Consider the following 17,846-nt stretch of genomic DNA (forward strand, 5'->3'; position numbering starts at 1 on the left):
AGCATGAGTTGGCACCGTATCTCGCTCTCGCGCCAGGAATACCTGTCCGGGGAACTAAATGTGCTGCTGGGCGCATTTCGGGCAGCTTATATTGCCAGAAACGGGCCGGAGGGCATGGCGATGTTTGGCTGCTGGAATGAGGATGGCACCCGCTATCTGGTGTATACCACACCTAAATCAGTACGCCATATTATCCCCTTATTGGACGCTTATTCGGCGCATCAGACTGAGATGCCGGACCCGGCCGGTTTGACATTGATCAGCGGGGATGCCGCTGATCTTGGTTCTTTCCAGATCGGCTTTGAGGCCTGAAAGGCTAAGCGTCTGCGGCCTGCAGCGCCAGCTGTTTGCTGATCACAACCGGCAGGTGCTTGGGTGAGGTGATACGCAATTGTTTATTGATGTTATAACGGCCAAATACCACTTCAATGTCCTTGGGGGTGACGCCAAACTCCTGGGCCAGAAATTTGACCATGTGATCGGTGGCTTTGCCTGCCACAGGCGCTGCTGTGACGCTGACTTTTAGCTGATGACCTTTGGGCTTGCCTATGGCGTCTTTTTTGGCGCTGGGTGTGCCGAGTATATTGAGAACCAGTATCTCGCCTTCCCAACTACAAAATGATTTGCTTGATGATGCGCTGCGTGACATTTTGATTGAAATAATTGATGATATATTAAAGTTATCAGATTGGTAAATCACTTTCACTTAGTATAGCCAGTGGTTGCCCAACATTACTTTGACGGAAGTGCTAGAGGATGTGCTGTCTCTTGGGGGGTATGGTGCGCGACTGATGCGCATCACTGCGTTCAGCGCATCCTACGTGATATCCGTCAAAATATGAATGTTAAAATTTTTATCGCTTCATTTTGGCAGGATTAATTTTGATGGTAAGTTTCAGGCAGCAACTACAGCATAGCACTGCCTCATTGCATAAAGCGCTGGAACAGACAGCTTTGCTGAAAATCATGGCCGCCGGCACCCCTACCCGGCAGCAATATCGGCAGTATCTGTCTGCGCAGTTAGCCCTGATTGCACCTTTAGAAGCGCAATTGCGTTTGTGGGAATCCGCTGATTGGTCGGCACTGCGGCTGGTCAAGTCGGAATGGTTATTGGCCGATCTTAAGGCCTTGGGTTGCGATGAGCCGCTATTGGCTGCCGATGTTCCCTCTATCTCGTCTCCGGCTCAGGCTTTGGGTGTTCAGTATGTGCTTGAGGGCAGCACTTTAGGCCTGATGCTACTTAAAAAGCGTTTAAATCCTGAAGACCATGATTTAGCACAAGCCAGCCGCTTTATAAGCGTATATGGGCAAAAAACCCCTAATAACTGGCAGGTTTTTGTGGAACGCCTGGACAGGATTGCGGTTGAATCCAGACCAGAGGCTGAAAATGCTGCTTGTGCAGTATTTTCAGCTTACCTTAAGCAGTTTTCAACAGTTGATATCTTATGAGCCCGACAGATAGCCGTGACTGTTTTTATCTGAAACCATGTTGACACTTGAATTTATTGTGGCATACGGGTTACTTTTGCCAACTGTCCTGCGCTAATATGATGAATGTTGATATCACCAATTGTGAATCCGAGCCGATCCGCTTTCCTGGCAGTGTTCAGCCGCATGGTGTATTATTGGTGGTAGCGCCCGACTCCGGGATTATCGAAGCGGCCAGTGAATCCTGTCAGGGGTTGTTTGGCTTTAGCGCAGAAAGTTTGCTGGGGCAAAGTCTGACGCTGATTTTGGGGGACGATGCCGCCCGCCTGGCCGGCCAATCGGCCCTGGTGCCCTTGGCGCTGAATGGCCGCCAATTCCTGTGCAGACAGCATGTGAATAGCAATGGTCAGCTGTTGCTGGATATCGAAGTGCAAAATCAGGCTAATGCGGCACTGGATATGCAGTATGGCTTGCGCTTAGCGCTGAAACAGTTGCGGGCTTTGACTGATCTGAGTGCGATTAGTCAGGAAGCTGTGCAGCAGATTCGCCAGTTCACCGGCTATGACCGGGTGATGATTTATCGTTTTGACGCGGACTGGAACGGCGAGGTGATTGCCGAAGCCTGTGACTCAGACACTGAGCCGTTTCTGGGTTTGCACTTTCCGGCCAGCGATATCCCCAAACAGGCCCGCGATTTGTTCCAGTCCAGTAAAATCCGGCTGATTTCTGACGCCCTTTATACCCCATCGGCTTTGCTGGCCCGCCAGGACAGCCGCTCTATCGACCTGGGGCTATCCAGCCTGCGCAGTGTTTCACCCATGCATATCCAGTATCTGGCTAATATGCAGGTTAGAGGCAGTTTGGTTGGCTCCCTGGTGGTAGCTGACCGGCTGTGGGGGCTGGTGGCCTGTCATCAACTCAATACACCAAAGTATTTTGATCTCGCTGAGCGGGAGGTACTGAGCTGGTTTTGCGAAGATCTCTCCTTGTTAATCGAAACCACACAAAGCCGGCTACACCGGGAAATGCTGGATAGTCTAGCCTATCATCGGCAAAAACTGCTCAATACGGTACGGGAAATCGACTTAACGGTGTTAATGCAGCAGGAAGATTGTGACGAGATATTGGCAGTCATTAGTGCAGATGGTCTGGCCTTAGTAACCGATGACAACATTTATAGCTGTGGTATTACCCCTGAACCCCACCAGATCAAAGCGTTGCTGCTGCGTCGCTTTGAAGCTGAAAAAAACACCAGCCTGTATGCATCTTCTAACCTGCACACCGATCTTGGCTTTGATGATGACAGCGGCATAGCCGGGGCGGTATTTGTGACGATTTTCAAATATCCTCGTAGCCATCTGATCTGGTTTCGCCGCGAAAGATCCTATTCGATACGCTGGGGCGGCGACCCGGCGCATGCCCATCTGATAGACGAAAGCGGTCAGATTTCGCCCAGAAAATCCTTCGCCCAGTTTTTGCAGAATATTTCCGGAACAAGCTTACCCTGGCAGGAAGCAGAATTAAGCTCCGCCCAAGAGTTGGGTACTTTAATTGAAATTGAGGAGATCCGTAAAGAACAGGCTTTTGCCCTTACCCTGCTTAATTCCAGTCCGGAAAAAATCGCTATTCTCGATAAGCAAGGCATTATCGTGCTGGTAAATGAAGCCTGGAAACGAGCCGCGGCAGTGGATGAAATGCCGGAGTTAAATATTAACCCAGTGGGTAAAAATTACCAGCATATCTGCGATACCAAGGACTATTATTCGGGAGAGATTGATCCCTTTGATGCCTTACTCGGTATTAAAGCAGTATTGAACGGTGAACTGAGCTATTTTTCACTGGATTATCCTTGCCACTTGCAAACCAAGCCGCGCTGGTTTCGCATGCATGTTTATCCGATGCGCCCGCCTTGTGAAGGCGTGGCGGTATTGCATGAAAACATTACTCACAACAAGCTTGCTGAATTACAGCTTGAATATGAGCATACTCAGTTACGCACCCTGCTGGAAACCATACCGGATCTGGTCTGGTTAAAAGATCCGGACGGTGTCTATATGACTTGCAATCGGGCTTTTGAACAATTAACCGGCGTTTCTGAAGCTGAAATAGTTGGCAAGACCGATACGGATTTTATGCTTAAAGCCAAATCTGATTTTTTCCGTAGTGAGATACTGGTCACTAATCGCTTGAATGCCATTGAGCATAATAATGAATCGATAATCAATGCTATTGATGGTCGCCAGATTGTATTGGAAACCACCCGCTCAGCGATGCGCGATGTTCAGGGCAATTTATTGGGTATTCTGGCCATAGGCCACGATGTCACCGCGCGCAAGATAGCCAAGCAACGCATTCTTAATGAAAGCCAAAAATATGTCAATTTGCTCAACGCCGCTAGTGACGGCATTCATATATTGGATGAACACGGCAAACTCCTTGAGTTTAGTGATTCTTTTGCCGAGATGTTGGGTTATAGCCGAGCAGAAACGGCCAACTTGAGTGTATTTGATTGGGATGTTGAGATACCGCATACGGAACTTTCTGAACTTATTAAAGATTTATTCAAAGAAAGCCGCAGGTTTGAGACCAGGCATCGGCGTAAAGACGGTTCGGTGTTCGATGTAGAGATTCATGCCAGGGGCATAGTCATTGATGGTTTGCGCTGCTTATATAACTCTGCGCGAGACATCACAAAGCGGAAATTACTGGAAAGAAAACTGCAGGAATCGGCTCAGGAAATCCAGGATCTTTATGATAATGCACCGTGCGGTTACCATTCTGTGGATAGCAACGGCACTATCCTGCGTATTAACAATACCGAACTGAAATGGCTGGGCTATGAACGGGAAGAAATTGAGGGCAAGCGAAAATCCGGCGAGTTTTTGACATCCAGCAATCCCAATCAATACCATAACACTTTTGCCGGGCTGTTGGAGGATGGTCATATCGGCGATCTGGAATTTGAGCTGGTCGGCAAAAACGGCATGGTGCGTAATATTATCTTGAACGCCACGGCGATCAGAGATGCGGACGGAAATTTCCTGATGAGCCGTTCTGTGCTGCATGACATTACCGAACGTAAGCGTATTGAAACCCAGTTGGAGCTGCGTGACCGGCGTAAAGATGAGTTTTTGGCCATGCTGGGGCATGAATTACGTAACCCGCTGGCACCGATTCGCTACGCAGTGTATTGGTTAAAAAATCAGGATGTCAGTGATCCTTTGATTACCCGGAATTACGATATTATTGATCGTCAGGTTGATCATATTACCCGCTTAATTGATGACTTGCTGGATACGGCCCGGATTACCCAGGGTAAAATTACGCTGAAAAAGGAGCCTGTGCTGCTGAACGATGTGGTGAATAATGCCATAGATGCCTGCCGTCCGCTGATCCTGGAGCGCGAGCAAGTGCTGATAATTGATCTTGACGCCACACCATTATGGATTAAAGGCGACCCGGCCCGCCTGACTCAGGTGATATCAAATCTGTTGAATAACGCCGCCAAGTACACCGCTAAACAAGGGAAAATCACTTTGACTACCCGACGGGATCAGGCCGAGGCCGTGATTGATGTCAAAGACAACGGCATTGGTATTGCACCTAATGACATAAATGATATCTTCGACCTGTTTTTTCAGATCAGACATAATCAAGCCGATGCGCCTAGCGGTTTAGGCCTGGGGCTGGCGCTGGTGAACCGGCTGGTAAAAATGCATGACGGCGCGATAAGCGCGGCCAGTGATGGTATCGGTCTGGGTAGTACCTTTAGTGTACGCTTGCCGATATTGGCTACTCCGATTGCCGATAATGGATCCGGCAGCGCTAATTCTGAACTAGCGCCTCATAAACTCCGGATTTTGATTGTGGATGATTATCCGGAAGTGGCGGATGGGCTGGCGATGAATTTGAGGTTGCAAGGGCATCAGGTGGAGATTGCCGATTGCGGCTTGGCGGGAATTAAGCAGGCGCTGGTTTTCCGGCCGCAGGTAGCGCTGATCGATATTGGCCTGCCTGATATTTCGGGGTATGAGGTAGCCAAACAGCTACGCAGCATTCCAGAAATCCAGGGTGCCATCCTGATCGCCTTGACGGGCTTTGGCCAGGAAAATGACCGGTCGCAGGCCTATGCTGCGGGCTTTAACCATCATTTGCTTAAGCCGCTGAATTTTGCCAAGTTTGCCGATATTTTGCAGAATTTGTAAGTGCTGGGTGGATTGCCGGAGGTGTATCCACCCTACCAGTAGGGTGTTTTCGCGATAGCAAAACGCCAGACAGCCTTAAAGGTTTACGGCGGATTGCCTGACGGCGAATCCACCCTACCCTACCAGTAGGGTGTTTTCGCGATGCAAAACGCCGCTCAGCCTAAATTTTACCATCCAGACCCAGTTGATAATATTTGTGGGTGATTTTGTCCTGATTTTCCAATAACCAGTCGATATCCGGCTGGTTGTGCATGGCTTTGTGGATGGCGGTTGCCGTGGCTTTGCGGTGCAGATCAAACAGGATTTTGTGATCCAGATTTTCGGTGGTAATCACACTGGGGTTGAGCCAAACCGAGACGATGATGCCCAGGTCGTTGGCTTTTTCTTTGGGGATGTCGCCCGCCCGCACCGCATCCAATACGCCGTTGGCTATGGCGGCTTGTACGGTACCCATCAGGATATTGGTGTAGCGGCTGTTGTTGACGGTGACTTTGCTGACCATCAGGGTGAGTGGCCTGACCTGAATATCGGTGTTTAACAGCGCAAATACCCTGGTGTGGCCTTTAACCTGGTCGCCGGTCAGGGAAGCAATCGCGGTGCCGACCGGCCCGTCAAGTTCGCCAATTATCACTTCAGGTTCTGCAGCGGTACCGGGCGGGCCGCCGGCAACCAGGGCTTCTCCGCTGCGCAACACGATTCTTTCACTCATTGTGGTTTCCTCTTCAGGTAAAAAGTGGTTGGAAAAGGCTATATTAGCTTTATTTAGCCGATGTGGGGTGTTTTTGCGATGGTAATGTTGGGGAGGCTGGGAGGTTTTGGTAGATGGCCTGCGGTGTATCCCACTTACAGACCTGCAATTTGCCGCAGTCGTGCTATCACTATATTCACCCTCGCCTGCTCTGATTGACTAGGACCGAGATGCATTGAAATACTGTCAACGAAGTTCTCATCCGCGAGTAGATCATCAATTTCCTGTTCAACGAAGTCACGTAGCTGTTGAGGTGCTTGCTGTAGTTCATTTATCAATTCTGGCCGGCCAGCGACAAGATTAATGATATCTTCAACATCATGATGAAGGTAATCGCCGGCACCACGACCATAGAATGATTCAATTTTTGTTGCTATCAATAAAGGAGCGGAAATGTGTTGGATTTCTAAGCCACTCGGTAACGCGCTTTTTAATGGTGCTTCCGCAGCAAGCTGGTACCATCTATATAAAGATGGATATCAGCTTTGGCAGCTGCAGGCACAGATGGATAGATAAACGCCGGTGATGCTGGTTTTGCAGCATCACCGCACAGCCTAAGCGGCGTTGAACATCACCACACCGGCCCAGACGAAGCCGATGGTTGACAGGGCAAACGTGGCGGCTGTATAGATTTTGGCCCATTGATATTGCCAGAAATCCGGTTTGAGCATGGCAATGGTAAATACGGTAGGGTTGGTAAAGCCGCCGATGGCGATCAGCCAGCAGGCTTCGATAGGCAAGGCGATATTGGCTACTTTAGCCACCGCGTATATGGTCAGATTAAGGCCGGCCATGAGGATGTAGTCAATATGGGCTTTAATCAGCAGGCCGTAATCTTTAATAAAGCCGCCTTCCAAACCCTTGATCGGGAACCAGCGGCTAAACGTGCCCAACCAGGCGCAGGTAAGTGAACAGAAAATCAAGATCACGCCCATTTTCAGCATAATTTCCAAGGTGTTACTCCTCTATTATTGTTAATTTTTATGGTTGGTGTTTGATGTAGGCAATGATTTGATCTACATCATCGATACTGACCCCATGCCAGTTTTTGCCTGCCGGCATTAACTTGACATTGGGCCCTTTCAGGCACGCACCAAAGCAGCCGATCCGCTCCAGGGCGACATCCAGCCGGTTCTCAGCAAGGGCTTGCTCCAGTTTTTTGGCTATCTCAACACTACCGCTGTTACCACACGAATGTGGATTAGGCGCATAGCGTTGCAGGGTGCATACACTTAACTTCATTTGCACGGCCTTTGAAAAGTTGAACGGGTCATACACTAACCGGTCAGTATAGTTTTTGCAAGTTTATAGGCTTATCTATGTCATAATCAGTGCTGTTGCTGACGGAACCGGTGTTGGCGGATTTGCTGATCAGCAGTGCCGATATACCAGTTTTTCCCGTCATTTGCGGCTATCGCTAAATCCGGTTGCTCATGAATGTCGCTGTCGGCATACTGTTAGATCTTATAGGCACTCATGGTATTTATGTCGCACAATCTGAAAGCCAAAATCCTGGAAACCGCTTCCGAACTGTTTTACAGCCAGGGCATTAAGGCCACCGGCGTGGAAACTATCGTCAAGGCGGCGGGTACCACCAAGATGACGCTGTACAAACATTTTCCAGCCAAGGATGACTTAATCATTGCCTTTTTGCGCAAGCGCGATGCGGATTTTACCAGTTGGTTTGTCGAGCAGGTCAATAGTAAGGCGCAGCAGCCCAAAGACCAGTTACTGGCCATTTTTGACATCATTGGCCTATGGCTGGATATCCCGCAATTCCGTGGCTGTGCTTTTATTAATGCTTCGGCAGAGTTTCCAGTGGAAAATAATCCGGTGCAACAGGTGTCTGCCGAATTTTATCAAAAGTTTAGAGATTATATTGCCGATCTGGCCCGGCAGGCCGGGGCGGAACATCCCGATAATCTGGCGCAACAACTGGCTTTGCTGATCGAAGGCGCGATTGTGTCGGAACAAATGAAAAGAGGCGGTGGGGCCAGCGTTAGCGCGCGTCAGGCGGCCGAAATTTTGATTAATGTCGCGGTGCCGGGATCAAGCCGGCTTGCCGGTGGGCAATAATTTTTGGTGGGGGGTGGTTTCACTTTGTGTTTTGGCGAATCGCGCCGGACAGTTAACAAAAGCATGGTGGATTGCTTGCGGTGTATCTGCCCTACCAGGCTTGTGGTTGATGACATTAGCATCCATTATGCTAGTCTTTACAGCATGAAGATCATTAATTGGAATGCTGAGAAAAATCAGCTTTTAATATCAGAATGGGGCGTCTCGTTTGAAGATATTTTGTTTGCACTACAGTCAGGCGCTGTACTGGATGATGTTTATCATCCTAATAATGGGAAATATGCCCATCAACGGGTATTTGTGGTTAATGTTAATGATTACGCCTATTTGGTGCCTTATGTGGAAACCAGCACCGATATTTTTCTGAAAACCATTATTCCCAGTCGAAAAGCGACCAAAAAATATTTAAGGGGTGGCGAATGAATAAGCAAGAACTAGATCAAGATGAACAAGCTTTGTTAGAGGCATTTGAAGCCGGTGAATTTGAATCGGATTTGAGCAATGAGCGTAAGGCCTATTTGGCAGACGCCGCCACGGCGGTGTTTAAAAAAGACCAGCGTATCAATATCAGAATTTCGTCCAGGGATTTAGCGGCATTACAGCGTCGCGCTTTGGAAGAAGGCTTGCCTTATCAAACACTGGTGGCCAGTGTGTTATACAAATATGTTTCGGGTAGTTTGCGCGATGTGTCGGCAGTGAAAAATACCGGGTGATGGGAGTCGCTTGGCTGCGCAGGGCGTTTTAGGGCTAGGAAAACGCTGGACCAGCTAACAAAAGCTTGGTGGATTGCCTGGCGGCGAATCCACCCTACCAGGCTTATGGGCTTAATTAGAAATCTGCACAATTACGGCATTTGGCTTCGAATCCCGGATGCCGCTACGCTGCATCCAGGCCACAGGGTGTTTTGAACTTGGTGCTCTGGCGAGTTGCGATTGCAAAATGCCGATAGCTAAAAAAGTTTGGTGGCTTGCCTGACGGCCTTAACTGCGCAAATGCCCTTCCCCATAGGCTACCCATTTATAGCTGGTGAGTTCGTTGGGGCCAACCGGGCCACGCACATGCAGTTTATCGGTGCTGATGCCCACTACCGATCCCAGACCATAATCGCCGCCGCCGGATAATCGGGTTGAGGCGTTTATCATCACGGAAGCCGAATCGACCTGGGCTTCAAATTGTCCTGCCAGACTCAGGCTACTGGTGACAATGCCATCGGTATGGCCGGAACCGTAATGATTGATATGGGCTATGGCCTGATCGATACCATCGACCATTTTGACTGCCAAGATCGGCGCCAGATATTCACTCTGCCAATCGGTTTCGCCGGCAGCGGCGATATTGGGCCAGCGGGCTTGGATTTGCTGGCAGCCGCGCAGCGCTATATTGTTGGCGGCAAATGCCGATTGCAATTGTGCTAACAGTGCTGCGGAGCAGTGTTGATCGATTAACAGGGTTTCCAAGGCGTTACAAACCTGCACGCTTTGGCATTTGGAGTTAACAGCTATGGCGATGGCCTGGGCAGGGTCGGCATCGGCGGCGATATAGAGGTGGCAGATACCGTCGTAATGCTTGATGACCGGAATCCGGGTACCTTCGGCGATACGTTTGATCAGGCTTTTACCGCCACGCGGAATCAGTACATCGATATATTCATCCATTTTCAGCAATTCACCCACGGCTTCGTGACCTGGGGTACGGATGATTTGTATGGCGTGTTGCGGCAATCCTGCTTTGACCGCGCCGGCTATCATGGCATCGGTGAGCAAGGTGTTGGTTTTAAGGGCTTCCGATCCGCCCCGCAGAATAACCGCATTGCCACTTTTAATACAGACGCCGGCTGCATCGGTGGTGACATTGGGTCGTGATTCATAAATAATGCCGATCACTCCCAGTGGTGTTGACTTTTTGTAGACGCGCAGCCCGGCAGGATTGGTATGTCCCGCCAGTACCCGATTCAGCGGATCAGGTAATTGTGCTACCTTCTTTAAGCGTGACAGCATATATTCGAAGGTTTTGTCATCGATGGTCAAGCGCTTAAGCAGTGCATCCGACTGGCCTTGATCGCGGGCTGTGCCGACTTCCTCGGCGTTGACCGCCAAAACCTGTGGTTTGACAGACTCCAACGCCGCCACCATTTCCAGTAAAGCCCGATTACGCACCGACTCCGGTGCAAAGGCTAACCGGCGTGCGGCAAGACGGCTTTGTTGGGCAATGCTGTGTACTTGGTTAATACTCATCACTTTCTAAATGGGGATGGGGGTTTGCCAGAAAAAACCATCACTATACAGCGTCAAACCCGCTAAGCTAATCTTAAAATCACTGGCCTTCAGCCGTCACTTGCCACAGACTTTTCGATCTTGACTGCCAGATTGGATTTGTTAATGGCTGACTGCAGTTGCTCGTCATAGCCGTAAATATCGGGATAAAAGCGCAGTTTGTTGTCCTGGCCGGCGTAAGCGGTGTTATAAAAAAACAGCACCGGTACGGTTTTTTTAAGGGTGACGCGCTGGGTTTTTGGCCCGGACATGGCCTGTTCTATGGTTTGTTTATCCCAGCCGGTTTGATTGCCCAGCACAAATTCGGCCAGCTTGGCCGGCTCGGCAACTCGCACACAGCCGTGGCTCAAATCCCGCCGGTCCCGGTTGAAAGCGCCACGGCCTGGGGTGTCGTGCATATAGATATCGGCTTTATTGGGGAAAATAAACTTGACTTTACCCAGGGGGTTTTTGTCGCCGGGCCGTTGTCTGGCGCGCAGCAAGCCGTGTTGTAAATGATCCAGCGGGTCCAGGGTGAGATCGCTGTCGTCTTCAGCAAAGCGCTCCACCAGTTCGATGTCTTGAGCCGCCAGATAGCGTTTGTCGGATTTGAGTTTGGGCAGAATCTCTTTGTCCATGATGCTTTTGGGAATATTCCAGTACGGCATGAATTCCAGCGCATTCATTTGCTCCCACAGTATGGGGGTTTGGGTGTCGCCGGTCTTGCCCACGATGACTTTCATGGTTAAAGCATTTTGATCTTCCGGGGAATTAAACGCCCATAATTGAAAAGCCGGAATATTCACCACGATCAAACGACCATCGGGTTGTTTGGGCAACCAGCGCAAGCGCTCCAGTGCCAATTTGATCAGGGCGATTTTTTGTTTGGGTTTGAGATTGAGCAAGGCCTGGGTTTGTCTGCCGATGACGCCATCGGCATGCAGGCCTTGCTGTTGCTGGAGGCGCATCACCGCAGCGGTGGTGGCTTCGTCGTAACGGCTGACATTTGCCGCGATGTCGGCAAGCTGGGCGGCGGACAGTTCACCCAGTTCCTGCAGGCGCAGGCGCAATTCCGGCAAATGTTCGTCTTCTTCTCCGGGATGCAGGGTTTTGGTAAACTGCAAATCCGCCGGCGGCTCGGCCTCGGCTTGGTGGCGATAATAAGCCAGGGCCTGTTTCAATTGTTGGTATTGATAGGTTTTTGGTGCCACATCGTCGGGTAAGCGGTGCAGGGTTTGCTGGTCGATATGGGTTTTTAACACCCGTACCGCGTCAAACAGGCTGTTAACGCCGAATGTTTCCGGATAGTTAAAACCGCGCGGGTCTACCCGGCCTTGGTGCACATCGTGAAGATAGCTCAATAAGGCCAGTGACAAGGCCATATCATAGCTGGCCAGGGTTTGCAGATCGGTATTGGGCTGCACGGCCAGGTCCTGAAAATAATGCTGCAGGCGTTCGGCGGCATAATTTAAGGGATTTAAGCCATCGGCTTCGGCATTTTGCAGCACCTGCAGGGCGTCCTGCAAATTGGTTTGCGATCCGCCCGGCCCGACCCAGACCAATTGCATGGCATTGCTGCGATACAGCAGGCCCAGCTCTTTTTGATAACGGGGGAAATCCATATCCTGCAATAGGGGCGGCTGTTTACCGCTGAGCAGGTTGCTGAGCGCCCGGCTCAGATTGGCATCGGCACCGGCCTGAACGCCAGGCGCAGCCGCCAGCCATAACAATAGGCAGGACACGGATAACCAGAAAAACTTCCGGTCGCGGGATATTTTGGAAATAGGCATTTCGCTAGCCTGGGTTGGCAAATTAACGGATATGGCAGTCAATGGTGACTATGAAAACACTGCTAGGCTTGTTTTGCAATGCAAATTTTAGCCAGTTGCCCAATTAAGGAATCAATATTTGCCGGTCAGGCACTATACTTGACCTGGTAATTCCGATAATTTAGGGTATGTTTGGGCTAATGGTTGAAGCATTGTTGAATTGTACTGATGCTGGTTTGATTGAGGCTGCGCTGCGAATTCCTCGATTCCACTGCGTTGCATCGAGGCTACGGGTGGCGGTGATGTAGGTTATGGTAGACCATTGCGTGGTGTGGTTGAATTGCGCTGATGCTGGTTTGATTGAGGTTGTGCGGTGAATTCCTCGATTCCACTGCGTTGCATCGAGGCTACGGATGGCGGTGATATTGGTTATGGTAGACCATTGCGTGGCGTGGTTGAATTGTGCTGATGCTGGTTTGATTGAGGTTGTGCGGTGAATTCCTCGATTCCACTGCGTTGCATCGAGGCTACGGATGGCGGTGATATTGGTTATGGTAGACCGTTGCGTGGTGTGGTTGAATTGCGCTGATGCTGGTTTGATTGAGGTTGTGCGGTGAATTCCTCGATTCCACTGCGTTGCATCGAGGCTACGGGTGGCGCTGATGTAGGTTATGGTAGACCATTGCGTGGTGTGGTTGAATTGTGCTGATGCTGGTTTGATTGGGGTTGTGCGGTGAATTCCTCGATTCCACTGCGTTGCATCGAGGCTACGGGTGGTGATGATATTGGTTATGGTAGACCGTTGCGTGGTGTGGTTGAATTGCGCTGATGCTGGTTTGATTGAGGTTGTGCGGTGAACTCCTCGATTCCACTGCGTTGCATCGAGGCTACGGGGGCGGTGATATTGGTTATGGTAGACCATTGCGTGGTGTGGTTGAATTGTGCTGATGCTGATTTGATTGAGGTTGTGCTGCGAAGTCCTCGATTCCACTGCGTTGCATCGAGGCTACGGGTGGCGGTACAGCGAATCGCTTGAGCTTGCAGTGAAAAGGTTCTATGCGGACTGGATTTTAATAATTGATTATTTAGGGATTTATGAACTGGTTTACCCATGACAACCTCGACCAGCTTGATCACAGCGAAATTGATCAGGATCATCAGCAGTTTTACGATTTATTAAAGTCACTGGAACAGGTGGATAATGCCGATTTTCCGGCGCATTTTCAGGAATTATACCGGTTAACCGAAGCGCATTTTGAGATGGAGGATGATTTGATGACCAGCCATGAATATCCGGGAGCCGCCGATCATCAGGCAGAACATCAGCGGGTGCTGGGCGAATTCAAACAATTTCAGCTCAGAGTCAATAAAGGCCTGATCAGCTTTGGCCGGGTTTTTGCCAGAGAACGCCTGTGCCAGTGGTTTGTGTTGCACATCAGCACTATGGACAGCGCTTTGGTCAGCCATATCAAAACCAGATCGCCCCGTTAATGCCGGGTTCTGCGCTGAGTTTAATTGCAGGGTTTTACCCGGCGGCACAGTGTCGGCAGATTTATCAGCGCCTGGTAACGGAACAGAATTGGCCGGACAATCATTATCTGGTGGCCGGCCGCCAGTTTACCCTGCCGCGCTTACAGACCTGGCATGCTGATCCCGGCATCGTTTACAGCTATAGTAATAATTTGCTGGAAACCCGGCCCTGGAGTCCGTTGCTGACTGAACTTAGACAGCAGCTTGAGGATTATCTGCAAGCCGGTTTTAATGCGGTGCTGGTCAATTATTACCGGGACGGTGATGATTATGTGGGCTGGCACGCTGATGACGAGCCGGAACTAGGCCCCCAGCCGCTGATCGCTTCGCTGAGTTTCGGCGCCAGCCGTCAGTTTGCTTACCGGCAGAAAAAATCTGCCCGCCACGGCTCGCTGCTATTGAGCGACGGCAGCCTGCTGGTGATGCAGCCTGAATTTCAGCACCACTGGCTGCATAGTGTACCCGGCAGCGCCGAGCCGGTTGGCGGCAGAATCAATTTAACGTTTCGCAAAGTATTGCCCGGCCCGGCCACAGGCTAAGCCACTACCCCAGAGCGATTGTCGGCTTTGCGACACAGTTTTAGCATTACCCTGCTATTAAATTCAATTAGTTAAGCACTGGCGTTAATTTTGCTTGATGTTTGATATTTGGATTTTAGCTGAGCTCATGAAACTGCAACTGGACTGGTCTGCTTACGAAAATGCCGGCATGGGTGATGCTTATGCCGATATCCCCAAACAGGGCGGCGATTTCGGTAAAGCCGTGGCGGTGTGCATTGCCAGCCGCCAGTGCGAACGCGATGGCAAAGGCGTGATGTGTCCCAGCTTCCGTATCAGTCAAAATCCTTTGCTGTCTCCGGGTGGCCGGGTAAAACTGCTGAAATCCGCCTTGAATGCCGATAGTGACAGCCCTGCCCTGTTCAGCCCGGAACTGGCCGAAGCCATGAGCTTATGCGTTAGTTGCAAAGGCTGCCAGCGCGAATGTGAAAATGCGGTTGATATGGCCACTATTAAAGCTGAATATCTGGCCCAGGTTCGGAAAAAAAACGGCCTGTCGCTCCGCAGCCGGCTGTTTGCCAATTTGCCCAAATTATTAAACTGGCCGCTGACTGCTACCTTGATTAGCTGGCGCAATCGCAGTCGTCTGATCAGCAGCGCCGGGCGCAGGCTGGGCATTGCCCCGCAAATGCGCTTGCCCAGCCCGCAAGCGGCGTTTCGCGCCGCAGCGGTGACGCTGGCCGGCGCTGAATCACGTCCGGAAGTGGTGTTGTTTGTCGATACTTTTAATCGCCATTTTCACCCTCAGGCCGCCCAGGCGGCTCTGGATTTGCTCAGTGCCGCTCAATATACGGTGTTTACGCTGAGCAATCCTGCGGGGGAACAGCAGGCGCTGTGCTGTGGCCGTACCTATTTTGCCAACGGCATGATCCCGGAAGCCCGTCACCAGGCGCACCAATTATTGGCGGCGCTGCAACCGCATATCGAGGCCGGGCGCTGGATTATCGGCCTGGAGCCGTCCTGTATTTTAAGTTTACGCGATGAATATCTGAAACTGGGCCTGGGGCCAAATGCGCCGAAACTGGCGGAACGGGTGTTTCTGCTGGAAGAGTTCATCGCCCGTGAGCAAACCGCCCAACGCTGGCCGCTGGCCTTTACCAGTAACGGCCAGCGCCTGCTGGTGCATGGCCATTGCCATCAAAAAGCGGTGGGGGCGATGAAGTCGATGCGCAAAGTGCTGAAAAGTGTGGCCGGTCTGGATTTTGAATTGGTGGAAACGTCCTGCTGCGGGATGGCCGGCCATTTTGGTCTGGAAAGCGAACATTATGCCCAGGCTCAGGAAATGGCCGAACAAGCTTTGTTTCCGGCGCTGCGTGCCGAACCAGAGGCCGGCATTATCGCTAATGGTTTTTCCTGCCAGTTACAAATTGACCACGGCGGTTTCGGCCCGGCCCGACACATTGCCGAACTGTTGTACGCCGCCATTGCCCAACCCCCGGAGAGAGCTGATGAAATTACAGATAGAACGCCGCTACGTTAACGCCCTGCTGACGGAATTTCCGCATCTGAGCCCACTGCAGGAACAGCTGCGTTTGGGTAATAAGGCTGAAGTCAGTTATCGGCAGCTGGCTGCCAACGAATGGACTTTTCTGCAGGAGTTGTATGCTCAGCCCGACACCGGTATGCAGCATCAGGCTACGCTGCTGGGTAGTTTACAGCAGGCCATGACTGCCGATACCCAGCGCTGGACAGCCGAGCAGCTGGAACAGTTTCTGCCGGCCCTGGCCCGGTATCTGATCGACTCTGCCATACGCGGCTGGCTGTTTCAGGCTGATGCTAAAGGCCGCACCAGCGCCTATCTGATCACTCGGCTGGACTATACGCCGCCGGGCGAGGAAGAAGCCGGGCGGATTATCGTGGAGTTGAAAGCCAACTCCAAAGGCAAGATCCAGGTGGAACAGCTGCTGATACGCGGTAAAGATATTGCCGGGGTGACGATTGCGGAAATGTTTGCCGCCAAGGGGTTTTTACGCGAAACGCCAGAGTTGATTGGCGGTTACGCCGAGGTGGCGCAGCGCTATTTCGACTGGCGGGGCCGTTACGGTGAGCAGTTTTCCGGCTGGGGTACCGGGATTTATGCCGAAGACCCCAGCGCCAGCCACCGCAGCAGCGACTGGACCCGCAAAAACACGGTGGTGCTGTCTTCCGGCGGCGGGGCCTGCCGGCTGGTGAATGATGAGAATATCATCAATGACCGGGCGCTGAGTCTGGAGGCGTCCGGGGATATTCTGGGCAAGTATTTGCGTAAAGCCGGCAATAGTATGCGCTATGACTGCAAAGCCGAAGATGCGGTGGCCGCCAGCAAGGCTGATATTCCCGCCGGCGCATTTACTGAGTTGCCGGTGCATGGCTATATCCTGATGTTTCATCTGGAATTGCATCATCATGTCTGGGTGCATGTGGATGATATTGAGCCTTACCGGTATCAGCCGGAACTGAAGCAGAAGCTGATTCTGCCGCCGGAACAAACCGATTTGATCGACATTTTGACGGCGGAAATGGATATGCTGATGGACGATATTGTGGCCGGTAAATCCGGTGGCACTACGGTGTTATGCGCCGGACCGGCGGGGGTGGGTAAAACCCTGACTGCCGAGGTTTATTCGGAAATCATTAAACGACCTTTATACCGGGTGCATTCCGGGCAACTGGGTTTGAATGTGGCGGAGATGGAAAAAGTGCTGAAGGACACCCTGATCCGCGCCCAGCGCTGGGGGGCGGTGATGCTGATTGACGAAGCCGATGTCTATATCAAGCGCCGCAACGATAATCTGGCTACCAATGCGGTGGTTGGGGTGTTTTTACGGGTGCTGGAATATTTCAACGGTCTGCTGTTTCTGACCACCAATCGGGTGGATGATATTGACGAAGCCATTATCTCGCGCTGTATCGCCATGATTAAATATCATGCGCCCAATGCCGAAGACCGGCGCAAAATCTGGCGGGTGATGGCGGAACAATTTGGTTTGGCGCTGGATGAACAGCTGATTGCTGATCTGGCGGTGTGCTTTCCGGGTGCCACCGGGCGCGATATCAAGGGACTGACCAAACTGGTCGCCAAGTTCTGCCAGCAAAAACAGTTGCCGCTGGATTTGGAAGTATTTAAGCGCTGTTCGGTGTTTCGGGGGCTGGAGATAGCTTATATTGCGGATTAGGGTTTTGGGGGTTGGAAATTTTTTCATTTTTTCAGAGGCCATTGTAAATAGCTATAAGCTGCGTTTGATGAAGGTTACGCTGCGAATCCCTCGATTCCACTGCGTTACATCGAGGCTACAACGACA

Annotated in this window: 18 protein-coding genes; 10 read left to right on the top strand and 8 right to left on the bottom strand. The window is 51.2% G+C overall.

Features of this window, described 5'->3' with window-relative positions:
• Positions 1-3: 3 nt before the first annotated feature.
• Positions 4-312 (top strand): hypothetical protein, encoded by a 309-nt coding sequence (locus tag KEF85_RS10785; RefSeq protein ID WP_215580397.1) that lies wholly within the window; start codon positions 4-6, stop codon positions 310-312.
• Between the two features lie 4 nt (positions 313-316).
• Here KEF85_RS10785 and KEF85_RS10790 read toward each other — a convergent pair whose 3' ends face one another.
• On the bottom strand, positions 317-649 hold the full coding sequence (locus KEF85_RS10790) for a DUF167 domain-containing protein (protein WP_215580399.1): 333 nt from the start codon (positions 647-649) through the stop codon (positions 317-319).
• A gap of 236 nt (positions 650-885) precedes the next feature.
• Between KEF85_RS10790 and KEF85_RS10795 the strand changes: the two genes are divergently transcribed.
• Both KEF85_RS10795 and KEF85_RS10800 read left to right on the top strand, forming a co-directional pair.
• Complete coding sequence (locus tag KEF85_RS10795; protein WP_215580401.1) at positions 886-1,449, top strand: biliverdin-producing heme oxygenase; 564 nt, start codon at positions 886-888, stop codon at positions 1,447-1,449.
• A gap of 98 nt (positions 1,450-1,547) precedes the next feature.
• Positions 1,548-5,633, top strand: coding sequence for a PAS domain S-box protein (locus KEF85_RS10800; protein WP_215580402.1), 4,086 nt, complete (start codon positions 1,548-1,550; stop codon positions 5,631-5,633).
• A 160-nt stretch (positions 5,634-5,793) separates the two neighbouring features.
• Here KEF85_RS10800 and fae read toward each other — a convergent pair whose 3' ends face one another.
• The 4 genes from fae to KEF85_RS10820 form a co-directional block, all read right to left on the bottom strand.
• Complete coding sequence (fae, locus tag KEF85_RS10805; RefSeq protein WP_215580405.1) at positions 5,794-6,342, bottom strand: formaldehyde-activating enzyme; 549 nt, start codon at positions 6,340-6,342, stop codon at positions 5,794-5,796.
• Between the two features lie 134 nt (positions 6,343-6,476).
• Complete coding sequence (locus tag KEF85_RS10810) at positions 6,477-6,761, bottom strand: SAM domain-containing protein (protein WP_215580407.1); 285 nt, start codon at positions 6,759-6,761, stop codon at positions 6,477-6,479.
• 174 nt (positions 6,762-6,935) lie between these two features.
• Positions 6,936-7,325 (bottom strand): hypothetical protein, encoded by a 390-nt coding sequence (locus KEF85_RS10815; RefSeq protein WP_343222196.1) that lies wholly within the window; start codon positions 7,323-7,325, stop codon positions 6,936-6,938.
• A 37-nt stretch (positions 7,326-7,362) separates the two neighbouring features.
• The gene (locus KEF85_RS10820) at positions 7,363-7,623 is read right to left on the bottom strand and encodes a (2Fe-2S) ferredoxin domain-containing protein (RefSeq protein WP_215580411.1); all 261 of its coding nucleotides are present in this window, start codon (positions 7,621-7,623) and stop codon (positions 7,363-7,365) included.
• Positions 7,624-7,866: 243 nt separating this feature from the next.
• Between KEF85_RS10820 and KEF85_RS10825 the strand changes: the two genes are divergently transcribed.
• From KEF85_RS10825 to KEF85_RS10835, 3 genes are all read left to right on the top strand, one after another.
• The gene (locus tag KEF85_RS10825) at positions 7,867-8,457 is read left to right on the top strand and encodes a TetR/AcrR family transcriptional regulator (RefSeq protein ID WP_215580413.1); all 591 of its coding nucleotides are present in this window, start codon (positions 7,867-7,869) and stop codon (positions 8,455-8,457) included.
• A gap of 144 nt (positions 8,458-8,601) precedes the next feature.
• Entirely contained in the window at positions 8,602-8,880 is a 279-nt protein-coding gene (locus tag KEF85_RS10830) for a BrnT family toxin (protein WP_215580415.1), read from the top strand.
• Positions 8,877-9,170, top strand: coding sequence for a hypothetical protein (locus tag KEF85_RS10835; protein ID WP_215580417.1), 294 nt, complete (start codon positions 8,877-8,879; stop codon positions 9,168-9,170). The genes KEF85_RS10830 and KEF85_RS10835 overlap by 4 nt, the downstream gene beginning before the upstream one ends.
• A 267-nt stretch (positions 9,171-9,437) precedes the next feature.
• Here the strand turns inward: KEF85_RS10835 and KEF85_RS10840 are convergent, their stop codons facing one another.
• The 3 genes from KEF85_RS10840 to KEF85_RS10850 form a co-directional block, all read right to left on the bottom strand.
• Entirely contained in the window at positions 9,438-10,691 is a 1,254-nt protein-coding gene (locus tag KEF85_RS10840) for a glutamate-5-semialdehyde dehydrogenase (protein ID WP_215580418.1), read from the bottom strand.
• Positions 10,692-10,780: 89 nt separating this feature from the next.
• Complete coding sequence (locus tag KEF85_RS10845) at positions 10,781-12,499, bottom strand: L,D-transpeptidase family protein (RefSeq protein WP_215580420.1); 1,719 nt, start codon at positions 12,497-12,499, stop codon at positions 10,781-10,783.
• A 160-nt stretch (positions 12,500-12,659) separates the two neighbouring features.
• A complete protein-coding gene (locus KEF85_RS10850) occupies positions 12,660-13,400 on the bottom strand; it encodes a hypothetical protein (RefSeq protein WP_215580422.1) in 741 nt (246 codons plus the stop codon).
• Positions 13,401-13,573: 173 nt separating this feature from the next.
• On the opposite strand from KEF85_RS10850, the gene KEF85_RS10855 reads away from it, so the two are divergent.
• From KEF85_RS10855 to KEF85_RS10870, 4 genes are all read left to right on the top strand, one after another.
• Complete coding sequence (locus KEF85_RS10855; RefSeq protein WP_215580424.1) at positions 13,574-13,969, top strand: bacteriohemerythrin; 396 nt, start codon at positions 13,574-13,576, stop codon at positions 13,967-13,969.
• Positions 13,891-14,547 (top strand): alpha-ketoglutarate-dependent dioxygenase AlkB family protein, encoded by a 657-nt coding sequence (locus KEF85_RS10860; protein ID WP_246534880.1) that lies wholly within the window; start codon positions 13,891-13,893, stop codon positions 14,545-14,547. Before KEF85_RS10855 ends, KEF85_RS10860 begins: the two co-directional genes overlap by 79 nt.
• 127 nt (positions 14,548-14,674) lie before the next feature.
• Positions 14,675-16,045: a (Fe-S)-binding protein gene (locus KEF85_RS10865; protein WP_215580425.1), complete on the top strand. Its 1,371-nt coding sequence runs from the start codon at positions 14,675-14,677 to the stop codon at positions 16,043-16,045.
• Positions 16,014-17,720 (top strand): AAA family ATPase, encoded by a 1,707-nt coding sequence (locus tag KEF85_RS10870; protein WP_215580427.1) that lies wholly within the window; start codon positions 16,014-16,016, stop codon positions 17,718-17,720. The genes KEF85_RS10865 and KEF85_RS10870 overlap by 32 nt, the downstream gene beginning before the upstream one ends.
• The last annotated feature ends 126 nt before the right edge of the window (positions 17,721-17,846 follow it).

The organism is Methylomonas paludis (assembly GCF_018734325.1).
Classification (GTDB): Bacteria; Pseudomonadota; Gammaproteobacteria; order Methylococcales; family Methylomonadaceae; genus Methylomonas; species Methylomonas paludis.

Coding starts and splice junctions, on each gene's coding strand:
- KEF85_RS10785 (WP_215580397.1), top strand. CDS start 4: ATGAGTTGGCACCGTATCTCGCTCTCGCGCCAGGAATACCTGTCCGGG.
- KEF85_RS10790 (WP_215580399.1), bottom strand. CDS start 649: ATGTCACGCAGCGCATCATCAAGCAAATCATTTTGTAGTTGGGAAGGC.
- KEF85_RS10795 (WP_215580401.1), top strand. CDS start 886: ATGGTAAGTTTCAGGCAGCAACTACAGCATAGCACTGCCTCATTGCAT.
- KEF85_RS10800 (WP_215580402.1), top strand. CDS start 1,548: ATGATGAATGTTGATATCACCAATTGTGAATCCGAGCCGATCCGCTTT.
- fae (WP_215580405.1), bottom strand. CDS start 6,342: ATGAGTGAAAGAATCGTGTTGCGCAGCGGAGAAGCCCTGGTTGCCGGC.
- KEF85_RS10815 (WP_343222196.1), bottom strand. CDS start 7,325: ATGCTGAAAATGGGCGTGATCTTGATTTTCTGTTCACTTACCTGCGCC.
- KEF85_RS10820 (WP_215580411.1), bottom strand. CDS start 7,623: ATGAAGTTAAGTGTATGCACCCTGCAACGCTATGCGCCTAATCCACAT.
- KEF85_RS10825 (WP_215580413.1), top strand. CDS start 7,867: ATGTCGCACAATCTGAAAGCCAAAATCCTGGAAACCGCTTCCGAACTG.
- KEF85_RS10830 (WP_215580415.1), top strand. CDS start 8,602: ATGAAGATCATTAATTGGAATGCTGAGAAAAATCAGCTTTTAATATCA.
- KEF85_RS10835 (WP_215580417.1), top strand. CDS start 8,877: ATGAATAAGCAAGAACTAGATCAAGATGAACAAGCTTTGTTAGAGGCA.
- KEF85_RS10840 (WP_215580418.1), bottom strand. CDS start 10,691: ATGAGTATTAACCAAGTACACAGCATTGCCCAACAAAGCCGTCTTGCC.
- KEF85_RS10845 (WP_215580420.1), bottom strand. CDS start 12,499: ATGCCTATTTCCAAAATATCCCGCGACCGGAAGTTTTTCTGGTTATCC.
- KEF85_RS10850 (WP_215580422.1), bottom strand. CDS start 13,400: ATGGTCTACCATAACCAATATCACCGCCCCCGTAGCCTCGATGCAACG.
- KEF85_RS10855 (WP_215580424.1), top strand. CDS start 13,574: ATGAACTGGTTTACCCATGACAACCTCGACCAGCTTGATCACAGCGAA.
- KEF85_RS10865 (WP_215580425.1), top strand. CDS start 14,675: ATGAAACTGCAACTGGACTGGTCTGCTTACGAAAATGCCGGCATGGGT.
- KEF85_RS10870 (WP_215580427.1), top strand. CDS start 16,014: ATGAAATTACAGATAGAACGCCGCTACGTTAACGCCCTGCTGACGGAA.